The 12,733-nt window shown below is 59.7% G+C and carries 12 protein-coding genes; 8 read left to right on the forward strand and 4 right to left on the reverse strand.

Annotated features, from left to right (window positions below; translation table 11 throughout):
- The first annotated feature begins 69 nt into the window (after positions 1-69).
- The 8 genes from ABWW33_RS06060 (at position 70) to ABWW33_RS06095 (ending at position 9,055) form a co-directional block, all read left to right on the forward strand.
- Complete coding sequence (locus tag ABWW33_RS06060) at positions 70-1,287, forward strand: urate hydroxylase PuuD (RefSeq protein ID WP_353399996.1); 1,218 nt, start codon at positions 70-72, stop codon at positions 1,285-1,287.
- Positions 1,288-1,297: 10 nt separating this feature from the next.
- Positions 1,298-2,530 (forward strand): M20/M25/M40 family metallo-hydrolase, encoded by a 1,233-nt coding sequence (locus ABWW33_RS06065; RefSeq protein WP_176654547.1) that lies wholly within the window; start codon positions 1,298-1,300, stop codon positions 2,528-2,530.
- A 2-nt stretch (positions 2,531-2,532) separates the two neighbouring features.
- Positions 2,533-2,976 carry a thioesterase family protein gene (locus ABWW33_RS06070; protein WP_353399999.1) on the forward strand — a complete coding sequence of 148 codons (444 nt, stop codon included), beginning with the start codon at positions 2,533-2,535 and terminating at the stop codon, positions 2,974-2,976.
- A 67-nt stretch (positions 2,977-3,043) separates the two neighbouring features.
- Positions 3,044-4,306 (forward strand): paraquat-inducible protein A, encoded by a 1,263-nt coding sequence (locus ABWW33_RS06075; protein ID WP_353400002.1) that lies wholly within the window; start codon positions 3,044-3,046, stop codon positions 4,304-4,306.
- The gene (locus tag ABWW33_RS06080; RefSeq protein ID WP_176654544.1) at positions 4,299-5,930 is read left to right on the forward strand and encodes a PqiB family protein; all 1,632 of its coding nucleotides are present in this window, start codon (positions 4,299-4,301) and stop codon (positions 5,928-5,930) included. Before ABWW33_RS06075 ends, ABWW33_RS06080 begins: the two co-directional genes overlap by 8 nt.
- On the forward strand, positions 5,927-6,529 hold the full coding sequence (locus ABWW33_RS06085; protein WP_353400005.1) for a PqiC family protein: 603 nt from the start codon (positions 5,927-5,929) through the stop codon (positions 6,527-6,529). Before ABWW33_RS06080 ends, ABWW33_RS06085 begins: the two co-directional genes overlap by 4 nt.
- 19 nt (positions 6,530-6,548) lie before the next feature.
- Positions 6,549-8,342: an amidase gene (locus tag ABWW33_RS06090; RefSeq protein WP_353400008.1), complete on the forward strand. Its 1,794-nt coding sequence runs from the start codon at positions 6,549-6,551 to the stop codon at positions 8,340-8,342.
- A 155-nt stretch (positions 8,343-8,497) separates the two neighbouring features.
- Positions 8,498-9,055: a hypothetical protein gene (locus tag ABWW33_RS06095; protein WP_353400011.1), complete on the forward strand. Its 558-nt coding sequence runs from the start codon at positions 8,498-8,500 to the stop codon at positions 9,053-9,055.
- Between the two features lie 6 nt (positions 9,056-9,061).
- Here the strand turns inward: ABWW33_RS06095 and ABWW33_RS06100 are convergent, their stop codons facing one another.
- The 4 genes from ABWW33_RS06100 to ABWW33_RS06115 all read right to left on the reverse strand — a co-directional run bounded on the left by ABWW33_RS06100 (position 9,062) and on the right by ABWW33_RS06115 (position 12,634).
- Positions 9,062-9,841, reverse strand: coding sequence for a hypothetical protein (locus ABWW33_RS06100; protein ID WP_353400014.1), 780 nt, complete (start codon positions 9,839-9,841; stop codon positions 9,062-9,064).
- Complete coding sequence (locus ABWW33_RS06105) at positions 9,790-10,323, reverse strand: hypothetical protein (protein WP_353400017.1); 534 nt, start codon at positions 10,321-10,323, stop codon at positions 9,790-9,792. Before ABWW33_RS06105 ends, ABWW33_RS06100 begins: the two co-directional genes overlap by 52 nt.
- Before the next feature lie 263 nt (positions 10,324-10,586).
- Entirely contained in the window at positions 10,587-12,203 is a 1,617-nt protein-coding gene (locus tag ABWW33_RS06110; protein ID WP_353400020.1) for an acyltransferase family protein, read from the reverse strand.
- Positions 12,179-12,634, reverse strand: coding sequence for an acyltransferase family protein (locus ABWW33_RS06115; protein WP_353400023.1), 456 nt, complete (start codon positions 12,632-12,634; stop codon positions 12,179-12,181). Before ABWW33_RS06115 ends, ABWW33_RS06110 begins: the two co-directional genes overlap by 25 nt.
- Positions 12,635-12,733 lie beyond the last annotated feature (99 nt).

A 12,733-nucleotide genomic window follows, 5' to 3' on the forward strand; every position in this document is an offset into this window, starting at 1 on the left:
GTTCATGTAGCCGGAATCAAATCCGTTTATCTTCTGTAAATTAGCCACAGCCTTTACCTGAAAGTATCCATGGAATCATTCGCCTATCTGATCCCGTACGGCCTTGAGTGGCTCAATCTGATCGTGCGCTGGCTGCACATCATCACCGGCATCGCCTGGATAGGCGCCTCGTTCTACTTCGTCTGGCTGGATAATTCGATCCGCCCGCCGGCACCCGGCTCGGAGCTGGCGAAGAAGGGCGTGTCCGGCGAACTGTGGGCGGTGCACGGCGGCGGCTTCTACAACCCGCAAAAATACCTGGTGGCGCCGGCGGAACTGCCGAAGGAGCTGCACTGGTTCAAGTGGGAGGCATATTCCACCTGGCTGTCCGGCATCGCGCTGCTGACCATCGCCTACTACTTCAACGCGCAGGCGATGATGATCGACAAGTCGGTGGCCGACATCGGCAGCTGGCAGGCGATCGGCATCGGCGTCGGCACGCTGGTCGTCGGCTGGACCGTGTACGACCTGCTGTGCCGCTCGCCGCTGGGACAGCGCGACCTGTGGTTCGGCGTGGTGGTGTTCGCGCTGATCGTCGGCGCGGCCTACGGCCTGACCCATGTGCTGAGCGGCCGCGCGGCCTATATCCACGTCGGCGCGCTGATCGGCACCATCATGGTCGGCAATGTGCTGATGCTGATCATTCCCGGTCAGCGCAAGATGGTCGAGGCCATGTCGGCCGGCCGCATGCCCGATCCTATCCATGGCCAGAAAGCCAAGCAGCGCAGCGTCCACAATAACTACTTCACGCTGCCGGTATTGTTCATCATGATCAGCAACCACTACGCGATGACCTACCGGAACGACCGCGCGTGGCTGGTGCTGGCCTTTATCATGGCGGCCGGCGTCTTCATCCGCCACTTCTTCAACCTGCGCCACAAGGGCCGCGTGGAATGGCGTTACCCGGCCATCGGCGTGGCGCTGCTGGCCGGCGTGGCCGTGGCGATCGCGCCGGCGCGCCCGGTGGCTGTCGCGCCGGCCGCCGATCCGGCGGCGCAATTCGCCAAGGTGAAGACCATCATCGACCAGCGCTGCGTGGCATGCCACGCAGCGCATCCAACGCAGCCGGGCTTTGCGACCGCGCCGTCCGGCGTGATGCTGGAGACGCCGGAGCAGATCCACCAGAACGCGGAAAAAATCTACAAGCAGGCGGTCCAGCTGAAAGCCATGCCGCTGGCGAACCTGACCAACATCACCGACGCGGAACGGGCGCAGCTTGGCGCCTGGTTCGACGCCGGCGCAAAGTGAGAGAAAAACAATGAGCACTCAAAAAGAACAACTGGCGCAGTGGATCGACGCGCATTTCGACGAGGAAGTCCGCGTGCTGCAGCAGTTGCTGGGCGTGCCGACCGATACGCCGCCCGGCAACAACGCGCCGCATGCGGACATGGTGGCCGACCTGGTCAAGGGCTACGGCTGGAGCGCGGAGAAGCACGCGGTACCGGAACAGGTGGTGCGCGATTACGGCATGGAGACCATCACCAACCTGATCGTGCGCCGTCCCTATGCGGCCGGCGGCCCGACCGTGGCGCTGAACGCCCACGGCGACGTGGTGCCTCCGGGCGATAACTGGACCTATCCGCCGTACGGAGGCGTGGTGGAGAACGGCTACATCTACGGCCGTGCCGCCGCCGTCTCCAAGTGCGACTTCGCCACCTACATCTTCGCCACGCGCGCGCTGGAGGCGCTCGGTGTACCGCTGAAGGGCGGCGTCGAGCTGCACTTCACCTACGACGAGGAATTCGGTGGCCTGCTCGGGCCGGGCTGGCTGCTGGAGCAAAAGCTGACCAAGCCCGATTTCGTCATCGCCGCGGGCTTCAGCTACAACATCGTCACCGCGCATAACGCCTGTCTCCAGCTGGAGATCACGGTGCACGGCAAGTCCGGCCACGGCGCGATGCCGGAAACCGGCCACGATGCGCTGCAGGCGGCCACGCACATATTGAACGCCATCTATGGCCAGCTGCCGGAGCTGAAAAAAATCAAATCGAACATCCCTGGTATCGACTCGCCGACCATGCTGGTGGGCCGCATCGACGGCGGCACCAACACCAACGTGGTGCCCGGCAAGGTGGTGCTGAAGATGGACCGCCGCATGATTCCGGAAGAAGATCCGGTGGCGGTGGAGGCGCAGGTGCGCAAGTTGATCGAAGATTCGGTGAAGGGCCTGCCGGGCATCACGCTGGAGATCAAGCGCCTGCTGCTGTCGCACGCGTTGCGCGAGCAGCCGGGTACCGACAAGCTGGTGGCCAGCCTGCAGCAGAACGCCCAGGCCTGGATCGGCGAGAAGATCCCGGCGCAAGGCACGCCGCTGTACGCGGACGCGCGCCTGTACGGCGAGCAGGGCATCCCGGCCGTGCTGTATGGCGCCGGTCCGCGCTCGGTGCCGGAATCGAACGCCAAGAAGGCCGACGAGCGCTTGCTGCTGGAAGACCTGCGCAAGGCGACCAAGGTGGTAGCATGCACGCTATTGGATTTCCTTGGAGAGTAGAGATGTTTGAGAAAAAGATGATGGCCGGCTGGGGCGATATGGACTTCAACAGCCATATGCGCAACACCGCCTTCCTGGACAAGGCGGGCGACGTGCGCATGCTGTTCCTGTCGGAGAACGGCTTTCCGATGAGTGAGTTCATGCGCCTGAACATCGGCCCGGTGGTGATGAAGGACGAAATCGCCTACTTCAAGGAAGTCATGCTGCTGGAAGAGATTACCGTGACGCTGGGCGTCGCGGGTTTGTCCGCCGACGGCAGCCGCTGGTCGCTCAGCACCGACATCATCCGCGCCGACGGCAAGCTGGCGGCGCGGGTCACCAGCACCGGCGGTTGGCTCGACCTGGCGGCCCGCAAGTTGATCGCGCCACCGGCCAACCTGCTGGCCACCTGGCAGGCCTTGGGCAGGACGGAGAATTTCCAGGAACTGGCCACCAGCATCAAGTAAGCCGGTTTCGTTTGGATATAGGCTGATTGTCGTATGATATGGTCATTATTGACCAAACGGCCAGCCAGTGCATCGATACGATTTGATCAGTTGCCATGACTGCGGCGTCCTGCACCGCCGAGGCCCGGTGCGCCCTCGCGAGAAGGCGCGCTGTGTGCGCTGTCGTTCGATCCTGTACCGTGGCATCCATTCGGATGTCAACCGCATGGCGGCCATCACGCTGGGCGCCATCTTCACTTTCCTGATCGCCCAGGCCTGTCCCATTGTCGAACTGGATGTCAACGGCTACACGTCCAGCGCCACCTTGCTGGGCGCGATCCGCGTGCTGTGGACGGAGCAGATGCAGATGGTGGCGGTGGCCGTGACCCTGTTCACGGTGCTGCTGCCCGCGGTGGAGCTGGGTGCGCTGCTGTACGTGACGCTGGCGCTGCGCAGCGGCGTGCGGCCGCGCGGCTTCGACCGGCTGCTGCGGGCGGTCGGCGCGGCACGGCGCTGGGGCATGACCGAGGTGCTGATGATCGGCATCCTGATCACCATCGTCAAGATGACCAGCCTGGCGCAGGTGATGGTGCAACCGGGCCTGTTCGCGTTCGGCGCGCTGACGCTGATGCTGGCCGTCGTCACGTCCTTCGATCCGCAAATGCTGTGGAATATCGGCGAGCACCTGCCCGGGCCGGGACGGCCTGCCCAAGCCGATTTTCAATACAAGCCGCACGCGCGGCTGGCCGCGTGCCACAGCTGCGGTCTGGTGGCGCAACTGAATCAGTCCAATCAGAAGAGACAGCATTGCGCCCGCTGCGGCGCCGTGCTGCACCGCCGTCGTCCGGACAGCGTGGGCCGCACCTGGGCTTTCCTGCTGGCCGCCACCATCCTCTATATTCCCGCCAACCTGCTGCCGGTGATGTACACCCATTCGCTGTTCGGCAAGGAGGACGACACCATCATCAGCGGCGTGGTCTACTTCTGGACCAGCGGCTCGCCGGCGCTGGCGGCGATCATCTTCATCGCCAGCATCGTGGTGCCGGTGCTGAAACTGGCCGCGCTGTCGCTGCTGGCGTTGACGGCGCAGCGGCGCTCGCGCTGGCGGCCCTTGCAGCGCACGACGCTGTACCGGATCGTGGAGTTTGTCGGCCGCTGGTCGATGCTCGATATTTTCGTCATCACGCTGACGGTGGCGCTGGTGCGCTTCCAGTCGCTGGCCGTGATTACCGCCGGTCCCGGCGCAATGGCGTTTTGCGCCGTGGTGGTGCTGACCATGCTGGCCTCGATGCAGTTTGATCCGCGCCTGATCTGGGACCCGATCGATTCAAATGGAGAGAACCATGCCTGAAAACGAAGGCGGCCCGCCGCCGTTGCCCGAACCGAAAGTGGAGAAAGCCAGCCGCTGGCTGCCTTCGCTGGTCTGGCTGATTCCCTTGCTGGCTGCGCTGATCGGCCTGGCGCTGGTGGCCAAGTCGGTGATGGACCAGGGGCCGACGGTGACGGTGAGTTTCCGCAGCGGCGACGGGCTGGAACCGGGCAAGACCAAGGTCAAGTTCAAGGATGTCGATATCGGCCTGGTGCGCTCGATCACGCTGGCGCAGGATTTGTCCAAGGTGCTGGTGACGATCGACATGAGCAAGGAGGCCAAGCGCTTCACCGCCGCCGACACGCGCTTCTGGGTGGTCAGGCCGCGCGTGGGGGCCAGCGGCGTTTCCGGCCTGAGCACCTTGCTGTCCGGCGCCTACATCGGTGTCGATGCCGGCAAGTCGCAGGAGAAGAAGGACGAATTCGTCGGCCTCGAAAAACCGCCGCAGGTGGCACTGGACGAGAAGGGTACGCGCTATACACTGCACGGCGAAAGCCTCGGTTCGATCGATGTCGGTTCGCCGATTTTCTATCGCCGCATCCAGGTCGGACAGGTGACCTCTTTCGATCTGGACGAGAAAGGCCGTGGCGTCAAGATGGGCGTGTTTGTCAGCGCACCATATGACCAGTATGTCGGCAAGAGCACGCGCTGGTGGCATGCCAGCGGCATCGACGTGCGGCTCGACTCCAACGGTTTCAAGGTCAACACGCAGTCGCTTGCGGCGCTGCTGGTTGGCGGCATCGCCTTTGAGACCATCAGCGGCCAGAAGCCCGATGCGTTGGCGCCCGCCGGCACCGATTTCCCGCTGGCGGCCGATCAGGCCAGCGCCCTGCGCGAACCGGACGGCGTGCCGATCACCACCGTGCTGTATTTCGACCAGTCGCTGCGCGGCTTGTCGCCGGGGGCGCCGGTGGACTTCCGCGGCATCGTGCTGGGCGAGGTGCGTTCCGTCGGCGTGGAGTTCGATCCGGTCAAGAAATCGTTCCGCATGCCGGTGACGGTGGACATGTATCCGGCGCGGCTGGGACGCAGCTTCCAGGAAAGCGTCGCCAGCGAGCAGGAACGCAGCGCCGGGCCGCTGGTGCTGGAGCGGATGGTCTCGCGCGGCCTGCGCGGCCAGCTACGCACCGGCAACCTGCTGACCGGCCAGCTCTACGTGGCGCTGGACTTCTTCCCCAACGCACCGGCGGTCAAGCTCGATATGGCGCAGTATCCGCTGGAGGTGCCGACGGTGCCGAACAGCCTGGACGAGCTGCAGACCCAGATCGCCAGCATCGCGCGCAAGCTGGACCAGGTGCCGTTCGGCGAGATCGGCAACAACCTGCGCGATACGCTGAAGAGCGCCAACGTGCTGTTCAAGCAGCTCGACGCGCAGGTGGTGCCGGAGATGAAGGATACGCTGGGCGCGGCGCGCAAGACTTTCGGCGCGGCCGACCAGCTGCTGCAGAAGGATTCGCCGGTGCAGTCCGACCTGCGCGAGGCCTTGCAGCAGTTGACGCAAACGATGCAATCGCTGAACGCGCTGACGGACTATCTGGAGCGGCATCCGGAGTCGCTGATACGCGGCAAGCAGAGCAAGCAAGACACCAAGGGAGAACCTAAATGATGCGCTATCGAACCGCGCTGGCCATGGCGGGCTCGCTGCTGCTGGCCGCTTGCGCCGCCAGTCCGCCCGAGCACTTTTACAGCCTGAGTAACGGCATGGGCGTGCCGGCGCAGCCGGCCGCGTCGCCCGGCTTTTACATCGAACTGCCCACGGTGACGGTGCCGCAGCAGGTGGCGCGTTACCAGATGGTGGTCAGCACCGAGGCCGGGCGCGTCGATCTGCTGGAACACGAGCGCTGGTCGGCGATGCCCGCGGCGGAAATCAGCCAGTCGCTGTCGCTGGCGATTACCGGTGAGCTGGGAACGGTGGACGTGTTCCGCACGCCGACCACCGACGGCGCGCCGGTCTACCGCATCAGCACCAACGTGCAGCGTTTCGAATCCGCGCCTGGCCGGTATGCGCTGATCGACGCCGTGTGGAGCGTTCGGCTGGTCGGCAGTACGAAGGTGCTGACCTGCCGCAGCGTCGCCAATGAACCCGTCGGCGCCGGCTACGATGCGCTGGTCGCGGGCCACCGCCGCGCTGTCGCCCGCATCGCCGTCGAGATGTCCAAGGCCATACGCGGACTGGCTGCCGGCGGCAGCGCAGGCTGCCAATAATTCGACATAGAGAGGGCTCATGAAATTCCGCAGACAATTCCTGATCAACGCATCCACCACTCTGGCCGCGCTGGCCGCCACGCGCGGCGCGCAGGCGCAGGTGGCAAACGAGGCGCCTGCGGGCTCGCCGCCGACCTTCGGCACCTTGCCCGCCGTCGGCCCGGAAGTATCGTCCGCCACCTTCTCCGAGGCGGAAAAGCTGATGCAGACCTCGATGACGCCGGCCCAGCGCGCGATGGCAGCCGCCAGCTGGCGCACGTCGATGGCGTCGATGCTGGAACGTCGTACCGGTCCGCGCAAGGTCGCGCTGGCCGACGGACTGGCTCCCGCCACCGTGTGGGATCCCGCCTTGGGCGCCGCTTCGCCAGGCCCGTCGCGCGCACGCTTTGTGCGGACCCGGGCCGATGCCGGCGCGCTGCCCGCCAGCGGCGATGATATCGCTTTCGCCACCGTGACCCAGCTGTCGCGCTGGATCGAGAGCCGCAAGCTGAGCTCCGAGCGCCTGACGACGATTTACCTGGACCGCATCCAGCGTCTCGATCCGAAGCTGCGCTGCGTCATCACCGTGACGCGCGAGCATGCGCTGGCGCAGGCGCGCCAGGCCGACAAGGAAATCGCCGCCGGAAAATACCGCGGCCCGCTGCACGGCATACCATACGGCGTCAAGGATTTGCTGGACACCGCCGGCATCGCCACCACATGGGGCGCGGAACCGTTCCGCAACCGCGTGCCGGCTGCCGACTCCACCGTGGTTGCGCGCCTGACGGCTGCCGGCGCGGTGCTGATCGCCAAGCTCAGTCTCGGCGCGCTGGCCCTGAACGACATTTGGTTCGGCGGCCAGACCATGAATCCGTGGCTGCTGGAAGAGGGCGCGTCCGGCTCCAGCGCCGGTCCCGGCGCGGCGACGGCGGCCGGGTTGGTGGGCTTTTCGATCGGCAGCGAGACCGGCGGCAGCATCGTCAGTCCCAGCATGCGCTGCGGCGTGACGGGGTTGCGTCCCACCTATGGCCGCGTGCCGCGCGGCGGCGCGATGACCTTGTGCTGGTCGCTCGACAAGCTCGGCCCGATGACACGCTGCGTCGAGGATGCGATGCTGGTGCTGCAGGCGATATCGGGACCGGATGCGTCCGACGTCGCCAGCGTGCCCGCCAAGCTGGACTTCGACAGCGGCGCACCGGTGCGCGGCCTGAAGATAGGCTATTTCCCATCATGGATGAACGAGGCGCCGGCCACCGATATCGATCGGCAGGCGCTGGAATCGGCCAGGAAGCTGGGCATGATCCCGACGCCGGTAACGCTGCCCGACTGGCCGTATCAGTCGCTGAACGTGATCCTGTTCGCGGAAGGCGCGGCGGCGTTCGAGGAGATCGTGGCGGACGGCCGCATCGACCAGCTGCGTGAGCAGACGCCCGATGCCTGGCCCAATCTGTTCCGCGAGGCGCGCTTCCTGTCGGCGGTGGATTTCGTGCAGTCGGACCGGCTGCGGCGCAAGGTGGCGCAGGAGATGGCGCGCATCTTCTCGCAGGTGGACCTGCTGCTGGTGCCATCTCTGCGCGATGAGATGCTGACCATCTCCAACAACACCGGCCATCCGTCGCTGACGCTGCGCACCGGCTTCGTTGAAGTCGGCGAGACGCGCAGCGACTGGACGCCTGATCCATCGCATCCCACGGTCAAGCTGTCGCCGCCGCGCCGGGTGCCGCATGGCGTCACGCTGATCGGCCGCCTGTTCGACGAAGGCACCATCGCCCGTGCCGGCATGGCGCTGGAAAAAGCCGCCGGCGTGGCGGCCCAGCGCCCGTCTGGGTTCTGAGGCCGCATCAATTTCGATTGACCTAGTTACCTCTGCGTGCGATATCACGCCATGCAACCTCAGGTATCTCAAGACAATACTAAACACAAATTTCTGGCATACGCGATAAAGCAGCTTCATACTATGTGCGTGTGCCATTCCAGAAAAATGAGGAAATGATGAAAGCTTCGCTGAAGTCTTTATGTGCAGTCCTGCTAATCCCCACCGCCAATTATGGTTACGCGAGCGATTTAGTACCTCACTACGTGGGTATCGATTATGGCATCGCTGATAAGGGGGGGCGAATATATGGTGGCTATGAACTGGGTACCGTTGAAGTGCTAGGGAAAGATACGCTCCAAGGGCTGGAGTTGATGGGCTACTCCTTTGGCATATATGGAGAACCATATTTTTTGCGTAGCGGAGACGTTCGCAGAGAGTATGTTCGGGCTTCCGGCTTCGCAATAAATTGGACAGTGGCAACCAAGATTGCCGAGAAAGTGACTGCTAATAGCAGACTCGGTGTTAGTTTTACCCATGCCAAAATTTGGTCGGTTTATGGTGACGCGCAAAAATGGGATAGTGTTGCTGGTGTTGCCGGAGCTGGAGTAGCATATGCAGTTGATCGAAAATGGACAGTGCGTAGCGACATCAACTACATGCCGATTCAAGTCACCGGCGACAAAAAGCAAATAACTAATGGCATCACTGCCGGTGTTGATTATAAATTTTAATTTAAATTACTCTGTAACTATTGGAAATCCAATATTTGAGGCAATTTCTGCGGCTCTTTTTTGTGCCTCTCCAAGTTGAGCATATGTCAATTTAGAGAAAGTAAGATTTCGTGTGAAAGTTTCCTCATTCTTGTCTTGCCCAAAGCGCTGAGCTAACATGTCCCAAGCCGCTCCCTCTACCAAATTGCCATCGTCAACCATGCGCTTGGCGATGACAGCGGTTATTTTTCCCGCTCCGCCACGCACGGCACGGATATAGAATTCAAGCGCGATTTCTCTTGGATTCTTAGAAGTATCCATTTCGGGATCGTACACCAGCACGGCTGGATCATTCCAGTAACGTTCTGCGAGCTGAAGTGACGCCAAGGTATCGCCCGCCTTTCCCAATGCGTTCAACTCCTTTAAGCTCATCGAAAAATATTTCTCGGGCGTCAAAATTCCGTCCGCAGCCATTCTGGCTCGGCGTTTCTTAGTAATTTCCGTTTGGTCAGGTGGTAACGATGCTCCTTTGCTAAAAGGGGAATTTGACCAAGGAGAGACTGCTCTAGGCAATTTGGGGGCTTGCGCCGGCAGAGGAGTCGTTGCTATGGAAAGTTTTTCCTGAGCTTCCTCATTGCGGAGGCAGAAATAGCCGCCAATTAAGCTAACAGTAAGCAGAGAGGAAAGAAGTAAGCCACGCATAGGAATACCGATGTTGTTGCACAGGTTCTGCGATAGAACCTGTGCAAGAGACATTAATAAGGTGAATTGCAATAACCAATGGAGCCGCCATTGCTGATGGCCCAAGTATTTGCTTCTGCTCCGTTAATTTTCTGTGGCGTAAAACCATCGACGCAAGCTACGACACCATTTGGGCCGCTTTGAACTTTGCGAAATGGGAAAACGGCGGTTTGCCAAGATTGAACTTTATCAATTTCATTCAGAACTTTTAATACACCACCATTGCCATCCAATATGGCAATACGGCCAGTTTCATACATGACGAGTTTGAAATTCCCTATAGGTTGGCCGCCCGATTGCGAGGTCCAAGCCCACGTCATACCTCCTGTGTATAGCGCCAGATTGCCGTCGTTTTGCATAAACAGCTTTTCGCCATTAGTGGTGCGTGTCGTGAATGCCGCGGCGCGAGTACCATTTGGGGCATTAAAATATTGCGTCAAATTTCCGTCACTTTGCAGAATCAGCGAGTAGTTTGTGTTGCTAATGTATTGTCCCTTAGCTAAAAACTGCCATCGGAATTCAATACGTTCGATGCTTGTGCGGAACAAGCCGCACTCAGTCCAAATGCCAAAATCGCAATTCCACTCTTGATCATATATTTCCTTAAGTTGACTTATTTAACCACCGGCTGATGGTGAGTGTTTACATTATGTAAAAATAAAAATAAAGTCAACATTATTTTAATAATAATTTCATGAGCGTTGGGAGTTGGGTTGCGACGGATCCATGGCGCACAATTTTAGTTATTATGCAATAACCGTAGCCGATGTATTCTATCCAAAAGTAACATTTTTAAAATATTCCCAAATCATCATTCTTTGCTCAGGTTGTTGTTTCTTTGCGTAAAAATCTCATCTAACTCCGTTGGGTGGCGTTTCAGGTATTCTCCATAGTAGATAGCGCTCCCCCCGCGTCCCAAGTGTCCCCGGTCGTTGTGGCTGTAGAGTCCCGTTTCAGAGAGTTCGGCGCGGCAGACCAAGGCATCGCAAGGCACATCGAAGGTATGGATGACGGCCGTCTTGGGAAACTGCCGCTTCATGTCGGACAGAATGAGGTCAATGTGCTGATAGCGATTCATTGCGATCTCGCTCGGATAGGTGCAACTATCCAGATGATGGCCAGGCAAGTACAGGCGATTTGAAACACAGTCCTCCATGTTGCCTGGCAGTCCGGGGATGTCATCGATAAAGACGACCTGCTTGCCGGCGCTTTCCAGCTTTCTCACAGTGTCCGCCAGTTCTTTGTTGATCTGTCCCGGCATGTAACCGTGGCCCGTGGGTTTGACGTTTGGGCCTGATTCGGGATTTTCATACAGATCCCAAACGGCCGCCATTAAGACGACACTGATGTCATCCTGGGACAGTACATACTCCATCACGGCCTTGCCATGCGCCATGCAGGCTTCCGCGTGCTTTTGAAAGCCTGGATCGCCGGATTTAGGCGGGCTATTTTCAATCGGCGCACACATGGTGAAAGTCATGTCGTGAATCGCCAGCCGATTGTTTTGCCCCAATTTGTCGATGAAAGAAATCAGATGGTAGGCATGGCTGTCCCCCAGCAATACGGCCTTGCGCTGCGACTTTGTGTCGCCTACCGTGCATAGCGTAGGCGGCGTTACGCCGTCCTTGCTCCAGCAGAAACTCGCTCGTTTGTCGTTGAATACTGTTTGGCCGGAATCACGATAGTCCTGCTGAAATTTCTTCGGATAGAACGCGACAAAATTGTCTGTGTACCGAGCCAGCCCCAGTGAGCAGGCGGTGAGCAGGAACGGTAACAAAAAAAGTGCCGTAGCAGTGCGCTTCGGACTCCAGTTGACATAGCGAAGCGGTTGTTCGATAAGAAAGTGCGTGGCGACTGACAGCACAAAGGAAACGCCAATGGCGACCAGCATCCACGCGGGGGTCGTTAGCTCAAGCCGGGTCATGGCAAAAATCACGGGCCAGTGCCAAAGGTACAGGACGTAGGAAATCTTGCCGATAAATGCTACCGGCCCATTCGACAATATCGGCTTAATCCACTTGGCGCCCTGCATGCCTGCGATCACGAGCAGTGCGCCCAAGCAGGGCCACAATGCCGCAACGCCCGGCATCGGAGTATGGCTGTCGTACGCGAGACCGCACCATACGATTAGTGTCAACCCCAAGATTATCAGGACATCGAATAAGAAGTGCCGAGCTCGAACGGGGCGTCCTTCGAACAGGATCGCTAGAAAAATTCCGAGAATGAATTCATAAAACCGTCCCTGCAAGTAGTAATAGGCTCCAACGCTGGAATGCGAAACGGTGTAAACAGAATAAAGAAAACCCGTAATCCCCAGTACGGCGAAGCATGCCAATTTGGACGCCTTGCTTCGGCGGCGTACCAGTATCAGCAAAAGCGGAATAATGAGATAAAACTGTTCCTCTACGGAAAGCGACCAGGTGTGCAACAGCGGGTGCTTGCTTCGAGATCAAAATATCCCGTTTGCTTGGCCAGGTAAATATTGGAATAAAAGAGTGTGACAAAGCCGATATTTTTTACCAAAGCGAGGTTGTTGTCGGGGAAGCAGTAAATCAGGCAAAAAGACAGGGTCGCCGCCATAACCACGTACAGAGAGGGCGCGAGACGCTTCAAACGACGGAGATAAAAATCTTTCAGTGTGAAAGTGCCTTGATTTTGCGAATATTGGATGGCGCGGCAAACGACGTATCCCGAGATGACGAAAAAGACGTCTACGCCAATAAATCCCCCCGCGAGAATGTTGAATCGGGCGTGGCAGAACACCACCAATAGAACCGCCAACGCCCGCAGACCATCAATCTCTGGGACATATTTTCTCTCGGTTGGGTATTGATTTTTAGGTGTAAAAGAGGAATTCATAGGCTATGAGGTAGAGGGTGCGAGATTATTGCACAAGCTTGATCTGCTTGTTTGCCCGTCGAATGGCGCCCACCACTCAGCTGCTTACCTTCACCGGTG

The sequence above is a fragment of the Duganella hordei genome, from assembly GCF_040369125.1.
GTDB lineage: Bacteria > Pseudomonadota > Gammaproteobacteria > Burkholderiales > Burkholderiaceae_D > Rugamonas > Rugamonas hordei.